This window comes from Streptomyces sp. NPDC039462, from assembly GCF_055639375.1.
Genome location: NZ_JBVKAO010000002.1, coordinates 147,259 through 164,711, shown reverse-complemented (window position 1 = coordinate 164,711; position 17,453 = coordinate 147,259). Strand labels below are relative to the sequence as shown.

Sequence of the window (17,453 nt, the reverse complement as noted above, 5' to 3'; positions counted from 1 at the left end):
TCACGCGTAGGTCCCGACGGCGCCGAGGGGGGCGTCCCGGCCGCCGTGGGCCACGCGATACGCTGCCGATTCCCACCCCCGCGCACCCCGTCGAGGAGCCCCGTGCCCGAGCTGCCCGAAGTCGAAGTCGTCCGGCGCGGCCTCGAGCGCTGGGTCAGCGGGCGGGTCGTCTCGGACGTGCAGGTCCTGCATCCGCGTGCGGTCCGGCGGCACGTGGCGGGCGGCACCGACTTCGGCGACCGGCTCGCGGGGCACCGGATCGGGCTCGCGCAGCGGCGCGGCAAGTATCTGTGGCTGCCGCTCGCCGACTCCGCGCAGTCGGTCCTCGCCCACCTGGGCATGAGCGGTCAGCTGCTGGTGCAGCCGCACGACGCCCCCGACGAGAAGCACCTGCGGATCCGCGTCCGCTTCGCCGATGCGCAGGGCACCGAGCTCCGCTTCGTCGACCAGCGCACCTTCGGCGGGCTCTCGCTCCACGACAACACCCCCGACGGCCTCCCGGACGTGATCGCGCACATCGCGCGGGACCCGCTGGACGACGCGTTCGACGACCAGGCCTTCCACGTCGCGCTGCGCCGCCGGCGTACGACGATCAAGCGGGCGCTGCTCGACCAGTCGCTGATCAGCGGCGTCGGCAACATCTACGCGGACGAGGCGCTGTGGCGCGCGAAGCTGCACTACGAACGGCCCACCGGCACCCTCACGCGCCCGCGCACCGCCGAACTCCTGGGTCACGTGCGGGACGTGATGAACGCGGCCCTCGCCGTCGGCGGCACCAGCTTCGACAGCCTCTACGTCAACGTGAACGGCGAATCAGGCTATTTCGACCGGTCCCTGGACGCCTACGGCCGGGAGAACGAGCCGTGCCGCCGCTGCGGCACCCCGATCCGCCGACGCCCCTGGATGAACCGGTCCAGCTACTTCTGCCCGCGCTGTCAGCGGCCGCCGCGCGCCGCGTCGTAGGCCTCCCGGGCCCGCAGCACGTCGTCCTGCCGGCTCTCCACGAAGCGGATCAGGGCCAGCAGGCGCTCGGCGACCTCGCGGCCCAGCGGAGTGAGCCGGTAGTCCACGCGCGGCGGGTTGGTGGGCTGTGCGTCGCGGTGCACGAGACCGTCGCGCTCCAGCGCGTGCAGGGTCTGGGAGAGCATCTTCTCGCTCACGCCGTCGACGCGGCGGCGCAGCTCGTTGAAGCGGAAGGTGCCGTCGTGCAGCGCGCCGAGGGTGAGCGCGCCCCAGCGCCCGGTGACGTGCTCCAGCGTGCCCCGCGACGGACACTGCCGGGAGAACACGTCGTACGCCAGGTCGGTGGATTCCATGCCGACACGATACGCCCGCACAGCGCTTTCGAATAGTTAGCGCTGACTAGCGGGGCGGGCCCAGAAGGGTTGGACTCGGAAGGGTTGGACTCAGAAGGGGTCGGGCTCAGAAGCCGAAGTCCTGCGTCCACCACGGGCCGCCCGGTGCGAAGTGCGCGCCGACGCCCAGGGTCTTGTAGTCGCAGTTGAGGATGTTGGCGCGGTGGCCCTCGCTGTTCATCCAGGCGTCCATCACGGATCGGGCGTCGGCCTGGCCGCGGGCGATGTTCTCGCCGCCCAGGTCCGCTATGCCGGCCTTCTCGGCGCGGTCCCACGGCGTCGCGCCGTCCGGGTCCGTGTGGTCGAAGAAGTCCCGCTCCGCCATGTCCGCGCTGAAGTCGCCGGCCAGCGCCGCGAGCCGGTCGTCGGCCCGCACCGGCCGGCAGCCGACCTTGGCCCGCTCCTGGTTGACCAGCGTGAGCACCGCGGCCTCCGCGGCGCTCTCGCCGGACGACGACTGCGAGCTCGCCGGGGGAGCCTTGGGCTTCTCCTCGGGCGTACGGGACGGGGGCGGCGTCGGCTTCTCGGCGGGAGCAGGCTTCTTGGTGGCCTGCCTCGACGGCTTCTCGGACGGCGTCTTCGAGGGCTTCGGGTCGGCCTTGGAGGGGGTGGGCCTCGGCGTCTCGGAGCGGTGGGTGCCACGGCTCGGCGACGGCTCGGCGCGGTCGGCCTCGGCGCCCGAGCCGCCCTGGGCGTCCACCTCGGTCGGGACGGCCGCCGAACGCACCTCGCCCGGCTCGCCCCCGCCGCCGAGGCGGTAGTTGTCGGTGCCCGGGAGCACGCCCGCGGCGACCGCGACGGCGCCCATCGCGACGGCGGCGGAGACCCCGAGCAGCCCCGTGCGCACCGGGGTGGCGGCGCGGCCCCTGCGGCGGTGCGACACCGTCCCGGGGTGGTCCTCAGGGGTGGCGGCGGCCGGTCCAGCGCCGGAGCGTCGGTGGCGTCCCATCTCCTGGCCTTTCGTTCCTGCGATCAACGTGACTCACTCGTATGAGTGAGGCTCATCGATTCGGGACTGTACGCGATGACGCATGGGGACGAAGTGCTCCCAGAGCAATTGGCCGGTTAGCGTGCACTCATGAACGATGACGTGCGACTCACCGCCTGGGTGCGGGGACGCGTGCAGGCCGTGGGATTCCGCTGGTTCACGCGGGCCAAGGCGCTGGAGATCGGCGGCCTGAGTGGTTTTGCTCTCAATCTGGAGGACGGCCGCGTGCAGGTCGTCGCCGAGGGCCCCCGGATCGGCTGCCAGGAACTGCTCGACTGGCTCCGCGAGGGCGACACACCCGGGCGAGTGGACGGTGTCACCGAGATCTGGGACACACCACGTGGCATATACGAGACCTTCGCCATCCGGTGACCGTGACCCGCGGGAACGCGGTGAGGAGCGAGCGGCACGGCGCCGGGCGTGTGTCCCGGGCAACTGCCTGAGGCAGAAAAAGCCTGGTGGTTGCCAAGAAGGGCTTGCCGTGGCAGGCTCCCCGAGTAAGGATGATCTCCACGCCCCCAGGGCCCCGAAGGAGTAGCAGCGCCGCCCGTTCAGAGGCCGCGCGCCCCCGGGTCGCCCGCCAATACGGGGCGTGATCGTGTTGACCGTCAAACTTTTTGGTGAGACTCTGGAAGCCCCGCGCACCTTAGCTGTTTGGCATGTGAGAACGGCCAGCAAGACCCAGCGAAACAACAAGTGCCAAGCACCGCGGGTGCGAATCCCTCACGACCCACACCGCTTCGGTCGGTCACTCAGTGTGGAGGACCATCCATCATGGCAAAGGCGCTTCTCGGTTACGTCGGCGGCAGCGACCCGCGACTCCTCGCCGAGATGCGACGGCTCCAGCAGCGCGTCCAGGACCTGGAGTCCGAGCTCACTCGGATCCAGGCAGAGAACGACGCGCTGGCGGCTGCCGCTTCTCACGAATCGCTCCTGGAGAGCATCGACGTACCCCAGGCGGAGCCTGCGCTCACCTGATCCCTATCCGATGACGAACATATGGGCCTCGCCTTGTCGTAAAGGCCCGTACTAAGCAAGTGGTCAGGCTGTCGTGTCAGCCGCTTGTCCAGATCTGCAAGGGACGCTTCGGCGTCCCTTCTTTCTTGCCCGGACCCTTGCCCGGACCGGGCCCGGTCCGGCTCTGCTTTGCCCCGGCGTACGCTGCTCTCTTTACCGTCTGATGTGCCCTGCACCTTCATCGGTGAAACTGTCAGCGAAAGGTAGAGTCCGACGGCGTGCATCTCAAGGCCCTGACCCTGCGCGGCTTCAAGTCCTTCGCGTCGGCGACGACGCTGAAGTTCGAACCGGGCATCACCTGTGTCGTCGGACCCAACGGCTCCGGCAAGTCCAACGTCGTGGACGCGCTCAGCTGGGTCATGGGCGAGCAGGGCGCCAAATCCCTGCGCGGCGGCAAGATGGAGGACGTCATCTTCGCCGGCACCACCGGGCGGCCCCCGCTCGGCCGCGCCGAGGTCTCCCTGACCATCGACAACTCCGACGGCGCCCTGCCCATCGAGTACGCCGAGGTCACCATCACGCGGATCATGTTCCGCAACGGCGGCAGCGAGTACCAGATCAACGGCGACACCTGCCGCCTCCTCGACATCCAGGAGCTGCTCTCCGACTCCGGCATCGGCCGCGAGATGCACGTCATCGTCGGGCAGGGGCAGCTCGACGGGGTGCTGCACGCCGACCCGATGGGGCGCCGCGCGTTCATCGAGGAGGCCGCGGGCGTCCTCAAGCACCGCAAGCGCAAGGAGAAGGCCCTGCGCAAGCTCGACGCGATGCAGGCCAACCTCGCGCGCGTGCAGGACCTCACCGACGAGCTGCGGCGCCAGCTCAAACCGCTCGGCCGGCAGGCCGCCGTCGCCCGCAGGGCCGCCGTCATCCAGGCCGACCTGCGCGACGCCCGGCTGCGACTGCTCGCCGACGACCTCGTACGGCTGCGCGAGGCGCTGAACGCCGAGGTCGCCGACGAGGCCGCGCTCAAGGAACGCAAGGACGCCGCCGAGGCCGAGCTGAAGGCCGCCGTGCAGCGCGAGGCCCAGCTGGAGGAAGAGGTGCGGCGCCTCACCCCGCGGCTCCAGCGGGCCCAGCAGACCTGGTACGAGCTGTCCCAGCTGGCCGAGCGCGTGCGCGGCACCGTCTCGCTGGCGGAGGCCCGGGTCAACAGCGCCACCGCCGCGCCCCCCGAGGAGCGGCGCGGCCGCGACCCCGAGGACATGGAGCGCGAGGCCGCCCGGATCCGCGAACAGGAGGCCGAGCTCGAAGCCGCCCTGGAGGCCGCCGAGCACGCCTTGGACGACACGGTCGCCCACCGGGCCGAACTGGAACGGCAGCTGGCGGCCGAGGAGCGCCGCCTCAAGGACGTGGCGCGGGCCATCGCCGACCGGCGCGAGGGCCTCGCACGGCTGACCGGACAGGTCAACGCGGCCCGCTCGCGCGCCGCGTCCGCCCAGGCCGAGATCGACCGGCTCGCCGTGGCGCGGGACGAGGCCGCCGAGCGCGCGGTCGCGGCCCAGGAGGAGTACGAGCAGCTCAAGGCCGAGGTGGACGGGCTCGACGCGGACGACGCGGAGCTCGGCGAGCGGCACGACGCGGCGAAGCGGGAGCTCGCCGAGGCCGAGGCGGCACTCACCGCGGCGCGGGAAGCGGCGACCGGCGCCGAGCGCAGGCGCGCCGCGGTCGCCGCCCGGCACGAGGCGCTCGCGCTCGGCCTGCGCCGCAAGGACGGCACCGGCGCGCTGCTCGCCGCCAAGGACCAGCTCACCGGCCTGCTCGGCCCCGCCGCCACCCTGCTCACCGTCGCCCCCGGCTACGAGGTGCCCGTCGCGGCCGCCCTCGGCGCCGGGGCCGACGCCATCGCCGTGCACGGTCCCGGCACGGCCGCCGACGCCATCCGGCTGCTCCGCAAGCAGGACGCGGGCCGGGCCGCGCTGCTGCTCGGGGGCGCCCCCGAGGACGTACAACCGGAGCGTCCCGGCGGACCGCCGTATGTGGCCGACCTCGTGCGGGGGCCCGACGAGCTGATGCCCGCGGTGCGGCGGCTGCTGCGCGGGATCGTCGCCGTCGGCACGCTGGAGGACGCCGAGGATCTCGTCTACGCGCACCCGGAGCTGACCGCCGTCACCGCCGAAGGGGACCTGCTCGGGGCGCACTTCGCGCAGGGCGGGTCCGCCGGCGCGCCCAGCCTGCTCGAAGTCCAGGCTTCCGTCGACGAGGCCGCCGCCGAGCTGGAGCAACTGGCCGCTCAGTGCGAGGAATTGGCGGAGGCTCAGCGGAGTGCGGGGGAGCGGCGCAAGGAATGTGCCGCGCTCGTCGAGGAGTTGGGGGAGCGGCGCAGGGCCGCCGACCGGGAGAAGTCCTCCGTGGCGCAGCAACTGGGGCGGCTCGCCGGGCAGGCGCGGGGCGCCGCGGGCGAGGCCGAGCGGAGCACCGCGGCCGCGGTCAAGGCCCAGGACGCGCTGGACAAGGCGGTCGAGGAGGCCGAGGAGCTCGCCGAGCGGCTCGCCGTCGCCGAGGAGGCGTCCCCCGCCGGCGCCGAGGAGGAGCCCGACACCTCCGTGCGCGACCGGCTCGCCGCCGACGGTGCCAACGCCCGGCAGACCGAGATGGAGGCCAGGCTCCAGGCCCGTACGCACGAGGAGCGGGTGAAGGCCCTCGCGGGCCGCGCCGACTCCCTGGACCGCGCCGCGCGCGCCGAACGGGAGGCACGCGCGCGTGCCGAGCAGCGCAGGGCGCGGCTGCGCCACGAGGCCGCGGTCGCCGGGGCCGTCGCCTCCGGCGGGCGTCAGCTGCTCGCCCACGTCGAGGTCTCCCTCGTACGCGCGCAGGAGGAGCGGACCGCCGCCGAGCGCGCCAAGGAGGTGCGGGAGCGGGATCTGGTGGCCGAGCGCGCCCGGGGCCGTGATCTCAAGGCCGAACTCGACAAACTCACGGATTACGTTCACCGCGGCGAGGTACTCGGTGCCGAGAAGAGGCTGCGGATCGAGCAGCTGGAGACCAAGGCGCTGGAGGAACTCGGTGTGGAACCGGCGGGACTCGTCGCCGACTACGGCCCCGACCAGCCCGTGCCGCCCTCGCCCCCCGCCGAAGGGGAGGACCTGCCCGACGACCCGCTGCACCCGCGCAACCAGCCGGTGCCGTTCGTCCGCGAGGAGCAGGAGAAGCGGCTCAGGTCAGCCGAACGGGCGTATCAGCAGCTCGGAAAAGTGAATCCGCTGGCCCTTGAGGAGTTCGCGGCGCTGGAGGAGCGCCACAAGTTCCTGAGCGAGCAGCTCGAAGACCTGAAGAAGACACGGACCGACCTCCTCCAGGTGGTGAAGGAGGTCGACGAACGCGTCGAGCAGGTCTTCACGGAGGCCTACTACGACACGGCGCGGGAGTTCGAAGGTGTCTTCTCGCGGCTCTTCCCCGGCGGTGAGGGACGGCTCGTCCTGACCGATCCCGACAACATGCTCACCACGGGCATCGACGTCGAGGCCCGGCCGCCGGGCAAGAAGGTCAAGCGGCTCTCGCTGCTGTCCGGCGGCGAGCGTTCGCTGACGGCCGTGGCGCTGCTCGTCTCGATCTTCAAGGCGCGGCCCAGCCCGTTCTACGTGATGGACGAGGTCGAGGCGGCGCTCGACGACACCAACCTGCAGCGGCTCATCCGCATCATGCAGGAGCTGCAGGAGGCCTCGCAGCTCATCGTGATCACGCACCAGAAGCGCACGATGGAGGTCGCCGACGCGCTGTACGGCGTCTCGATGCAGGGTGACGGCGTCTCCAAGGTCATCAGCCAGCGCCTCCGCTAGCCCTCCCTTCAGGACTTCAAGACTTGAACACAAGCTGCTTCAGAGTGCCCTCAAATTCACAGCAGCCCACCTATTGACTTCGAAACTTGAAGGCATAGTCTCTGCAACGTTGCTTTTACCTTCAGGTGGTGGGCGGCGTGAAGTTGTGCGCCACTTGAAGAGCTCGCCCCCACCCCCGGCAGCGCTGCCGGTGGCCCGAGGAGTACACGTGACCAGCACATCGCAGGCGCCCCAGTCCGGAGCCAGAGAGGCCCACCCGGACCATCTCGGCCATGTCATCTTCATTACGGCGGCGGCCGCGATGGGTGGCTTCCTCTTCGGCTACGACAGTTCGGTGATCAATGGCGCGACCGTCGCCATCCAGCACCGCTTCGACGTCGACGCCAACATGCTCGGCTGGATCATCGCCACCGCGCTGTTGGGCTGTGCCGTGGGTGCCGCGGTCGCCGGACGCATCGCCGACCGCATCGGCCGCATCCGCTGCATGCAGATCGCCGCCGTCCTCTTCGCGGCCAGCGCCGTCGGCTCGGCCCTGCCCTTCGCGGCCTGGGACCTCACGATGTGGCGCCTGATCGGCGGCATCGGCATCGGCATGGCCTCGGTGATCGGCCCGGCGTACATCGCCGAGGTCGCGCCGCCCGCCTACCGCGGCCGGCTCGCCTCGTTCCAGCAGGCGGCCATCGTCATCGGCATCGCCGTCTCCCAGCTGGTCAACTGGGGCATCCTGAACATGGCCGACGGCGACCAGCGCGGCAAGCTGATGGGCCTTGAGGCCTGGCAGTGGATGCTCGGCGTCATGGTCATCCCGGCGCTGCTCTACGGCCTGCTGTCCTTCATCATCCCCGAGTCGCCGCGCTTCCTGGTTTCCGCCGGACGCCACACCGAGGCCAAGAAGGTGCTCGGCGAGGTCGAGGGCCACACCATCGACCTGGACGCCCGCGTCGACGAGATCGAGAAGGGCCTGCACAGGGAGCACAAGCCGTCCTTCAAGGACCTGCTCGGCAAGGTCGGCTTCCTGCCGATCGTGTGGATCGGCATCGGGCTCTCGGTCTTCCAGCAGCTCGTCGGCATCAACGTGATCTTCTACTACTCGAACCAGCTGTGGCAGTCGATCGGCAAGGACCCGTCCAGCTCGTTCCTGTACTCGTTCGAGACGTCGATCGTGAACATCGTCGGCACGGTCATCGCGATGATCTTCGTCGACCGCATCGGCCGCAAGCCCCTCGCGATCATCGGCTCCGCGGGCATGGCGGCGGCGCTCTTCACCATGGCGTGGGCGTTCTCGTACAAGACCGGCTCCGGTGACAACGTCTCGCTGCCGAACGCGCAGGGCCTGACCGCGATCATCGCCGCCAACGCCTTCGTGCTCTTCTTCGCCCTGTCCTGGGGTGTGGTCGTCTGGGTGCTGCTCGGCGAGATCTTCCCGAACCGGATCCGTGCCGCCGCCCTCGGTGTGGCCGCCTCCGCCCAGTGGCTCGCCAACTTCGCGATCACGAAGACCTTCCCGAGCATGTCCGAGTGGTCCCTGACCGGCTCGTACATCATCTACGGCGCCTTCGCCGCGATCTCGATCCCCTTCGTCATGAAGTTCGTCAAGGAGACGAAGGGCAAGGCCCTGGAGGAGATGGGCTAAACCCCCGCTGCCCCCTCCTCTCCAGGAAGCTGCCCCGGTTCAAGGACTCGTGCTCACTTGTCCTTGAGCCGGGGCAGTACGTTTTCGCAGAAGTGGTGCAGGCTGCGCCAGCCCTCGTCGACGGGCATGCCGCCGGAGAGCGGATGCAGGATGAGGCTGTCGGCGCCGCCCTTCGCGTACGCCACGCACTCGTCGGGCGTCAGGATCCGGTAGACGCCCTCGGCGCGCAGCTCCTCCACCGTGGTGGCCGTCGACTTGACCGCCGAGCGGATGTCGCGGGACTGCCAGGAGGCGTAGGTGCGGGCCTCGTGCAGGAAGTGCTCGCCGTGCTTGGCCCAGGCGTCGTCCGGGTCGTCGGCGATGTGCAGGAGATGGGTCTCGGCGGCGGGCATCATCGTCCAGCCCTCGGTGCCGTGCGCCGCGAGCTGTTCGTTGTAGTACGCCTCCAGCTCCGGCAGATGGGCGCTCGGGAAGAACGGCAGGCCGAGCCGGGCCGCCCGCCGGGCCGCCGCCTTCGACGAGCCGCCGACGAGCAGCAGCGGGTGCGGCCGGGTGAAGGGGCGCGGCGTGACGCGCACCGTGCGGCCGCGGAAGGCGAACGGCTCGCCGGTCCACGCCTGGAGCAGGGTCTCCAGCAGCTCGTCCTGGAGCTTGCCGCGGCTCTTCCAGTCGACCCCCGCCTGCTCGTACTCCTCCGGCCGGTAGCCGATGCCCGCCACCGTGACCAGGCGTCCCGCGCTCAGCAGGTCGAGTACGGCGATGTCCTCGGCGAGCCGCAGCGGATCGTGCAGCGGCCCGATGACCGCGGAGACCGTCACCGAGATGCGCCGGGTGGCGCCGAAGACGGCGCCCGCGAACGTGAAGGGCGAGGAGATCCAGTTGTTCTCCGCGCCGTGGTGCTCCTCCGTCTGGACCGTGGAGATGCCGCGGTCGTCGGCGTAGGCGGCCATCTCCAGGGCGGTGCGGTAGCGCTCACTCAGCGAGGCGGGTGTCGCCGCGGGATCGACGAGGTTGAAACGTACGACTGTGGCGGGCATGGAAACGTCCCCCTTCACCGTGCGTGGGCGGCGAAGGGGGACGTTAGCTGACGCGATATCAGATGGATACCCTCGTACGGGGGTTGGATGGGCCCGTCGGGAAGTTGGCGAGGATCAGGCGGAGACCAGCTCGGTGTCGTCGCCGCCCTTGCCGGCCACCGCGTCCCGCTCCACCAGCGGCGACTTCGGCAGGACCGCGTACAGCACGGCCGCGACGATGATCGTGATGAGCCAGCCCAGGCCGTGCCGGCCGAGCCAGGACGTGGCGAGCGGGCCGCTGAACCAGTCGACCTTGGTGAAGAGCAGGCCCACCACCAGGGCGATCGCCCACGCCGTCATGGCCTGCCAGGCGAAGCCGGCCTTGTACCAGTAGGCGCTGGTGCGCTTGGTGTCCATCAGGGCCTCGCCGTCGTACGTCTTGCGGCGCAGCATGTCGATGCCGAAGACGCCGATCCAGGCGGAGAACGCGACCGCGAGGAGGGTGAGGAAGGAGATGAAGGAGCCCATGAAGCTCGTCGCCACGTTCATCAGGATGTAGCCGAAGATCAGGCTGATGATCGCGTTCACACTGACGGCCCAGGCGCGCGGGACCTTGATGCCGAGCGTCATGGCGGTGAAGCCCGCGGAGTACATCGACATCGAGTTGATCAGCAGCATGCCGACCAGGGCCATGATCAGGTACGGCACCGCGATCCACGTCGGGAGCAGCGAGCCGAGGAAGGAGACCGGGTCCTGCGCGGTGGAGAGCTTCGGCGCGGAGACCGCCATGACGGCGCCCATCAGGACCATCGGGACGACGACGATGGCGGCGCCGCCGACCGCGTGGCCGACCAGCGGCTTGTTCGAGGCGTTGCGCGGGATGTAGCGGGTGAAGTCGGGGCCGGTGGGCACCCAGCTGATGCCGCCGGCGGCGATCGTGCCGACGCCCGCGACCATCATCGCCGTGGAGCCCGCGGGCTTGTCGAAGACGGCGGACCAGTCGGTCTCGGCGAGGAGGTAGATGAGCACGAGCACGCTGAACGCGCCGAAGGCGTACGTCGACCAGGTGCTGCAGATGTGCAGGATCTTCCGGCCGAGGCCGCTGATCAGGAACGTGCAGGTGACGAAGGCGACGAGCGTGACCACGGTCAGCCAGGTGCTCGACTTCACACCGAAGCAGATGTCCAGGACCGTGATGATCGCGTACGCGCCGGTGACCGCGTTGATCGTCTCCCAGCCCCAGCGGGCGACCCAGATCAGCGCGCCCGGGAAGAGGTTGCCGCGCTGGCCGAAGACCGCGCGCGAGAGCGTCATGCCCGGCGAGCCGCCGCGCTTGCCGGCGACGGAGATCAGGCCGACCATGCCGTAGCTCAGCAGGGGCGAGACGAGCGCCACGACCAGGACCTGCCAGAAGTTCAGGCCGTTGGACACGATCAGACCGGCGCCCATGGTGAGCAGCAGGACGCTGATGTTGGCCGCGACCCAGGTGGGGAACAGTTCGCGGGTCTTGCCCGTGCGCTCGGCGTCCGGGACGGGCTCAAGGCCGCGCGTCTCGAGGGCGCCTTCGGATTCGGCGGTGGTGCTCATGGGGGTGGGTCCGTGCCTCTCGCTCGGCTCGCATCATCGCGATCCGTCGGTGGGGGTTGATCGCGATGGACTCTACGCGCGTTGATGCAGAGAGCTCCATCGTACTTTAATCCGAGTAGTGCCTTCCCGGGGCATATGTTCTTTGGAGGAAAACACAATCTGGGCCTCTCCGGGGGCCATGGCCGATACTGGACGGGTTATGGAAATCGTCATCCTTGCTGTAGTCATCGCCGTGGTCGTGATCGGCGCGCTCGGCGGGCTCGTGATCGGCAGCCGTAAGAAGAAGCAGCTGCCCCCGCAGGCCCCGCCCTCCGCGCCCACCATCACCGCCCCTCCCGCCGAACCGAAGGTCGGCGACGAGGCCGAGACGCCGCGCGACGAACCGCGCCGCACGATCGAGGAGGTGGAACTCCCGCTCGTCGAGCCGTCGGCCACCGCGCCGGTCGTGGTCGAGGAGCCGGTCGTCGAAGAACCGGCCGCGCCGGAGATCGAGACCCCCGAGCCCACCGCAGGACGTCTGGTCCGGCTCCGCGCCCGGCTCTCCCGCTCGCAGAACGCGCTCGGCAAGGGACTGCTCACGCTGCTGTCCCGTGAGCACCTCGACGAGGACACCTGGGAGGAGATCGAGGACACCCTGCTCACCGCGGACGTCGGTGTCGCGCCCACCCAGGAGCTCGTGGAGCGGCTGCGCGAGCGCGTCCGCGTGCTCGGCACCCGCACCCCGGACGAGCTGCGCACCCTGCTGCGCGAGGAGCTCATCACGCTCCTCGGCACGGGCGCGGGCACGGACTTCGACCGCACCGTGAAGACCGAGTCCGGCCTGGAGACGCCGGGCATCGTGATGGTCGTCGGGGTCAACGGCACCGGCAAGACCACCACCACCGGCAAGCTCGCGCGCGTCCTCGTCGCCGACGGCCGCTCGGTCGTCCTCGGCGCCGCCGACACCTTCCGCGCCGCCGCCGCCGACCAGCTGCAGACCTGGGGCGAGCGCGTCGGCGCCCGCACGGTCCGCGGCCCCGAGGGCGGCGACCCCGCCTCCATCGCCTTCGACGCGGTCAAAGAGGGCATCGCCGAGGGAGCGGACGTCGTCCTCATCGACACCGCGGGCCGGCTGCACACCAAGACCGGCCTCATGGACGAGCTCGGCAAGGTCAAGCGCGTCGTCGAGAAGCACGCCCCGCTCGACGAGGTGCTGCTCGTCCTCGACGCCACGACCGGGCAGAACGGCCTGGTGCAGGCGCGGGTCTTCGCCGAGGTCGTCGACATCACGGGCATCGTCCTCACCAAGCTGGACGGCACGGCCAAGGGCGGCATCGTCGTCGCCGTGCAGCGCGAACTGGGCGTGCCGGTCAAGCTGATCGGCCTCGGCGAGGGCGCGGACGACCTGGCGCCGTTCGAGCCGGAGGCGTTCGTGGACGCCCTCATCGGGGACTGAGGCTCCCGAACTCTCGTACGCAGGTGAAGGGCCCCCTCGCACGGTGCAGATGCGAGGGGGCCCTTCCGTCGTGGGGCGCTACGCGGGAGAGCGGTGTGCCACGTACGCCAGGGTGCCGAGGAGGAGCCGCGCCTCGGGCGGGTTCGTCGCCGTGTCGAGGGCCGGGGAGCGGAGCCAGCGGACCGGGCCGAGGCCGCCGCGGTCGGACGGTGGCGCGGTGATGTGGTCGCCCCGGCCGAGGCCGTGCAGGTCCAGGTCGGCGCCGTCCCAGCCCATGCGGTAGAGCAGCTGGGAAAGTCCGGCCGCGGCGCCGGGGGCGACGAAGAACTGCGCCCGGCCGTCCGGCGTGACCGCCACCGGCCCGAGGGGGAGCCCCATCCGCTCCAGCCGGACCAGGGCGCGCCGCCCCGCGGTCTCCGCCACCTCGATCACGTCGAAGGCGCGGCCCACCGGCAGCAGCACGGCGGCGCCGGGGAACTCCGCCCAGGCGTCCGCCACTTCGTCGAGGGTGGCCCCGGCCGGGACCTCGGGCGCGAAGCCCAGCGGGTGGGCGCCGGGGGCCGGGCAGGAGGTGGCTCCGCACGAACAGGTGCCGTCCACGGCCCGCGCGCCGGGCACCGCGGCCCAGCCCCACAGGCCGGTGTACTCCGCCACCGCGGTGCAGTCCGCCGTGCGGCCGCGCCGCCGTGATCCGGTCCGGGGCCTGTCGGTTCCCCGGATGCCGCCGATCGTGAAGCCCATGCCCCCTCCAACGTGTCGCGCGTGCAGCGGTTACGAGACGGAATCGGTTCGTGACCGGCTGTCCTTGAGGCGGCGCTCGAAGCATTCGCGGTGGTGCGCCGGTCGTTGTGCGCCCCTGTGCACTCCGCTCCGCCCACTTTCCGTCGACCTATGTCAAGTGAATCGCTTGTCGCCGCAAGGGAGTTCATTCGAAGGGGTGGCGAATGGTGGCGTTTCCGCAATCGCCCTCGCCGGACCCGTGATCGTAGGATTACTTTCGGTACATGGCCCTGGGAGTTCGAGCACTCGCGGGTATGCCGGAGGCAAGTCGGTTTCCTGTTCGACGGGTGACATTCTCCGGACGGGCGGCCGCAAGGCGCGGCATTCTGTTAGGGCTTGGCGTGGACAGCGTGCAAGTGGCATGAGGGATGGGGGCGTTCCAGTGAGCGGCAACGGTGGAGGCGGCACGCACGCCACAAGCACCGAGAAGCGCCCCAACGAGATGCTCACGTCCTGGTTCGTGCGCAGCGGCTGGTCGAAGGGCGAGCTGGCCCGCCAAGTGAACCGCAGGGCGCGGCAGTTGGGTGCTCATCATATTTCCACCGACACCTCACGGGTGCGCCGCTGGCTGGACGGCGAGAATCCGCGCGAGCCGATTCCCCGCATCCTTTCCGAACTGTTCTCCGAGCGGTTCGGCTGCGTCGTCGCCGTCGAGGACCTGGGTCTGCGAGCGGCCCACCGCACGCCCGCCTCCTCCGGGGTCGACCTGCCCTGGACCGGTCCGCAGACGGTCGCCCTCATCAGTGAGTTCTCGCGCAGCGACCTGATGCTCGCCCGCCGTGGCTTCCTCGGCACCTCGCTCGCGCTCTCCGCGGGCCCCGCCCTCATCGAGCCCATGCAGCGCTGGCTCGTGCCCTCGCCCTCGTCCCCGCGACAGGACCCCGAGCCCGCCGCGTCGCGCCGCCCGGCGCGGCTCTCCAAGCCGGAGCTGGACCTCCTGGAGTCCACGACGGTGATGTTCCGCCAGTGGGACGCCCAATGCGGGGGAGGGCTCCGGCGCAAGGCCGTCGTCGGACAGCTGCACGAAGTGACGGACCTGCTGCAGGAGCCCCAGCCCGAAGCCACCTCCAAGCGCCTCTTCAAGGTCGCGGGCGAGCTCGCCGAGCTGGCGGGCTGGATGAGCTACGACGTGGGACTCCAGCCCACCGCCCAGAAGTACTTCGTCCTCGCCCTGCACGCCGCCAAAGAAGCGGGCGAGAAGCCCCTCGGGTCGTACATCCTCTCCAGCATGAGCCGCCAGATGATCCACCTCGGCCGCCCGGAGGACGCACTCGAACTCATCCACCTCGCGCAGTACGGCAGCCGGGACTGCGCCGGACCGCGCACCCAGGCCATGCTGTATGCGATGGAGGCCCGGGCCTACGCCAGCATGGGGCAGCCCGGCAAGTGCAAGCGGGCCGTGCGGATGGCCGAGGACACCTTCGCCGACGCCGAGGACTTCACCGAGCCCGAGCCGGACTGGATCCGCTTCTTCTCCGAGGCCGAACTGAACGGGGAGAACGCCCACTCGTACCGCGACCTGGCCTACGTGGCAGGCCGCAGCCCCACCTACGCCTCGCTCGCCGAGCCCGTCATGGACCGCGCGGTGGAGCTCTTCGAGGCGGACCCCGAGCACCAGCGTTCGTATGCGCTGAACCTCATCGGCAAAGCCACCGTCCACCTGCTCCAACGCGAGCCCGAGCAGAGCACCCTCCTCGCCGGACAGGCCCTCGACATCGCCAAGAAGGTCCGCTCCGAGCGGGTCAACACCCGCCTGCGCAAGACCGTCGACACGGCCGTCCGCGACTTCGGAGACGTCGCCGAGGTCGTGCAGCTCACCGAGCGGCTCGCCATCGAGATGCCGGAGACCGCGGAGGCGGTCTGACCCCCGGCACGACCGGCCCCGGCCGCGGCCGGACCATCCCTTACAGCCCGACTCGGCTCCCCCCATGCCAGGTCAGCCGGATGGCCGCCGCGGCCGGTTCTCACGCTCCGCGCAGGGCAGGAAACCGCACCCCGCGCGACCCGCCAGTTCATGGACGCGTAACACGTACGACGTCTTCGTCACTGCGGCGAAACACCGAGGCGCCCCCGCCGAAACCGCGCTGCGCCAATGTCTGGCGCACAACCGGCCCCACAGCGAGGAGACGCCGATGCCCCCAGGCATCACGATCGCCGCAGACGCCCCCGAGCTGTCTGCCGCCAACACCGGATTCATGCTCATCTGCTCCGCCCTGGTGATGCTCATGACGCCGGGACTCGCCTTCTTCTACGGAGGCATGGTCCGCGTCAAGAGCACCCTGAACATGCTGATGATGAGCTTCATCAGCCTGGGGATCGTCACCATCCTCTGGGTGCTGTACGGCTTCTCCGTCGCGTTCGGCACCGACCACGGCAGCCTCTTCGGCTGGGAGAGCGACTACGTCGGGCTCAGCGGCCTCGGCGTCAACCAGCTCTGGGACGGCTACACCATCCCGGTCTACGTCTTCGCCGTCTTCCAGCTGATGTTCGCGATCATCACGCCGGCGCTGATCAGCGGCGCCCTCGCGGACCGCGTCAAGTTCACGGCCTGGGCGCTCTTCGTCGCCCTCTGGGCCACCATCGTGTACTTCCCCGTCGCGCACTGGGTGTGGGGCACCGGCGGCTGGGCCTTCGAGCTCGGCGTCATCGACTTCGCGGGCGGCACGGCCGTGCACATCAACGCCGGAGCCGCGGCGCTCGGCGTGATCCTCGTCATCGGCAAGCGCGTCGGCTTCAAGAAGGACCCGATGCGGCCCCACTCGCTGCCGCTCGTGATGCTCGGCGCGGCCCTGCTGTGGTTCGGTTGGTTCGGCTTCAACGCGGGCTCATGGCTCGGCAACGACGACGGCGTCGGCGCGCTCATGTTCGTCAACACACAGGTCGCCACCGCCGCCGCGATGCTCGCCTGGCTCGTCTACGAGAAGATCCGGCACGGCGCGTTCACCACGCTGGGCGCCGCGTCGGGCGCCGTCGCCGGCCTCGTCGCCATCACCCCCTCCGGCGGCTCCTGCTCGCCGCTCGGCGCCATCGCCATCGGCGCCATCGCCGGTCTGCTCTGCGCCATGGCCGTCGGACTCAAGTTCAAGTTCGGCTACGACGACTCCCTCGACGTCGTCGGCGTCCACCTGGTCGGCGGCGTCGCCGGCTCGGTCCTCGTCGGCTTCTTCGCCACCGGCGGCGGCCAGTCGGAAGCGAAGGGCCTGTTCTACGGAGGCGGCCTCGAACAGCTGTGGAAGCAGCTCGCGGGCGTCGGGGCGGTCTTCGCGTACTCCCTGGTCACCTCCGCCGTGCTCGCCCTCCTCATCGACAAGACGATCGGCATGCGGGTCAGCGAGGACGACGAGGTCGGGGGCATCGACCAGGTCGAACACGCCGAGACCGCGTACGACTTCAGCGGGGCGGGCGGGGGTACGGCTCCGCGTACGCCCGTCCCCGGACCGGTCCCGGGCACGGCGGCAGCGCAGGCTCAGAAGAACAAGAAGGTGGACGCATGAAGCTCATCACCGCGGTCGTCAAGCCGCACCGGCTCGACGAGATCAAGGAAGCGCTGCAGGCCTTCGGTGTGCAGGGCCTGACCGTCACCGAGGCCAGCGGCTACGGACGGCAGCGCGGCCACACCGAGGTCTACCGGGGCGCCGAGTACACGGTCGACCTCGTGCCGAAGATCCGCATCGAGGTGCTCGTGGAGGACGACGACGCCGAAGAGCTCGTGGAGGTCGTCGTGAAGGCCGCCCGCACCGGCAAGATCGGGGACGGCAAGGTCTGGAGCGTGCCGGTCGACACGGCTGTCCGGGTGCGGACCGGGGAGCGGGGGCCCGACGCGCTGTGAGGCGCGGGGCCGGAGAACTGACGGGGCGGGACGG

At 70.6% G+C, this 17,453-nt stretch carries 14 protein-coding genes; 9 read left to right on the top strand and 5 right to left on the bottom strand.

Annotation, left to right across the window (positions count from 1 at the left end; genetic code table 11):
* Window positions 1-102: 102 nt before the first annotated feature.
* Window positions 103-963, top strand: coding sequence for a bifunctional DNA-formamidopyrimidine glycosylase/DNA-(apurinic or apyrimidinic site) lyase (gene mutM / locus ACZ7LU_RS11475; protein ID WP_471916601.1), 861 nt, complete (start codon window positions 103-105; stop codon window positions 961-963).
* On the opposite strand, the gene ACZ7LU_RS11470 is transcribed toward mutM, so the two are convergent.
* Both ACZ7LU_RS11470 and ACZ7LU_RS11465 read right to left on the bottom strand, forming a co-directional pair.
* On the bottom strand, window positions 936-1,316 hold the full coding sequence (locus ACZ7LU_RS11470) for a winged helix-turn-helix transcriptional regulator (protein WP_398308715.1): 381 nt from the start codon (window positions 1,314-1,316) through the stop codon (window positions 936-938). The two genes, mutM and ACZ7LU_RS11470, sit on opposite strands and share 28 nt — an antisense overlap.
* A 106-nt stretch (window positions 1,317-1,422) precedes the next feature.
* Window positions 1,423-2,304, bottom strand: coding sequence for a CAP domain-containing protein (locus ACZ7LU_RS11465; protein WP_471916600.1), 882 nt, complete (start codon window positions 2,302-2,304; stop codon window positions 1,423-1,425).
* 129 nt (window positions 2,305-2,433) lie between these two features.
* On the opposite strand from ACZ7LU_RS11465, the gene ACZ7LU_RS11460 reads away from it, so the two are divergent.
* The 4 genes from ACZ7LU_RS11460 (at window position 2,434) to ACZ7LU_RS11445 (ending at window position 8,772) form a co-directional block, all read left to right on the top strand.
* The gene (locus tag ACZ7LU_RS11460; RefSeq protein ID WP_468089377.1) at window positions 2,434-2,715 is read left to right on the top strand and encodes an acylphosphatase; all 282 of its coding nucleotides are present in this window, start codon (window positions 2,434-2,436) and stop codon (window positions 2,713-2,715) included.
* A 402-nt stretch (window positions 2,716-3,117) separates the two neighbouring features.
* A complete protein-coding gene (locus ACZ7LU_RS11455; protein WP_362998111.1) occupies window positions 3,118-3,321 on the top strand; it encodes a hypothetical protein in 204 nt (67 codons plus the stop codon).
* A gap of 257 nt (window positions 3,322-3,578) precedes the next feature.
* Window positions 3,579-7,139 (top strand): chromosome segregation protein SMC, encoded by a 3,561-nt coding sequence (gene smc / locus ACZ7LU_RS11450; protein WP_471916599.1) that lies wholly within the window; start codon window positions 3,579-3,581, stop codon window positions 7,137-7,139.
* Between the two features lie 208 nt (window positions 7,140-7,347).
* Entirely contained in the window at window positions 7,348-8,772 is a 1,425-nt protein-coding gene (locus tag ACZ7LU_RS11445; RefSeq protein ID WP_468718056.1) for a sugar porter family MFS transporter, read from the top strand.
* A gap of 53 nt (window positions 8,773-8,825) precedes the next feature.
* Here ACZ7LU_RS11445 and ACZ7LU_RS11440 read toward each other — a convergent pair whose 3' ends face one another.
* Both ACZ7LU_RS11440 and ACZ7LU_RS11435 read right to left on the bottom strand, forming a co-directional pair.
* Window positions 8,826-9,809 carry an LLM class flavin-dependent oxidoreductase gene (locus ACZ7LU_RS11440; RefSeq protein ID WP_398308705.1) on the bottom strand — a complete coding sequence of 328 codons (984 nt, stop codon included), beginning with the start codon at window positions 9,807-9,809 and terminating at the stop codon, window positions 8,826-8,828.
* 114 nt (window positions 9,810-9,923) lie between these two features.
* Complete coding sequence (locus ACZ7LU_RS11435; RefSeq protein ID WP_398308703.1) at window positions 9,924-11,375, bottom strand: purine-cytosine permease family protein; 1,452 nt, start codon at window positions 11,373-11,375, stop codon at window positions 9,924-9,926.
* A gap of 199 nt (window positions 11,376-11,574) precedes the next feature.
* On the opposite strand from ACZ7LU_RS11435, the gene ftsY reads away from it, so the two are divergent.
* A complete protein-coding gene (gene ftsY, locus ACZ7LU_RS11430) occupies window positions 11,575-12,810 on the top strand; it encodes a signal recognition particle-docking protein FtsY (protein WP_398308701.1) in 1,236 nt (411 codons plus the stop codon).
* 78 nt (window positions 12,811-12,888) lie between these two features.
* On the opposite strand, the gene ACZ7LU_RS11425 is transcribed toward ftsY, so the two are convergent.
* On the bottom strand, window positions 12,889-13,551 hold the full coding sequence (locus tag ACZ7LU_RS11425; protein ID WP_471916598.1) for a bifunctional DNA primase/polymerase: 663 nt from the start codon (window positions 13,549-13,551) through the stop codon (window positions 12,889-12,891).
* 421 nt (window positions 13,552-13,972) lie between these two features.
* On the opposite strand from ACZ7LU_RS11425, the gene nsdA reads away from it, so the two are divergent.
* The 3 genes from nsdA to ACZ7LU_RS11410 all read left to right on the top strand — a co-directional run bounded on the left by nsdA (window position 13,973) and on the right by ACZ7LU_RS11410 (window position 17,419).
* Window positions 13,973-15,454, top strand: a complete 1,482-nt coding sequence (gene nsdA, locus ACZ7LU_RS11420; protein WP_398308697.1) for a transcriptional repressor NsdA — start codon at window positions 13,973-13,975, stop codon at window positions 15,452-15,454.
* A 268-nt stretch (window positions 15,455-15,722) separates the two neighbouring features.
* A complete protein-coding gene (locus ACZ7LU_RS11415) occupies window positions 15,723-17,084 on the top strand; it encodes an ammonium transporter (RefSeq protein WP_471916597.1) in 1,362 nt (453 codons plus the stop codon).
* Window positions 17,081-17,419, top strand: a complete 339-nt coding sequence (locus ACZ7LU_RS11410; RefSeq protein ID WP_398308693.1) for a P-II family nitrogen regulator — start codon at window positions 17,081-17,083, stop codon at window positions 17,417-17,419. Before ACZ7LU_RS11415 ends, ACZ7LU_RS11410 begins: the two co-directional genes overlap by 4 nt.
* The last annotated feature ends 34 nt before the right edge of the window (window positions 17,420-17,453 follow it).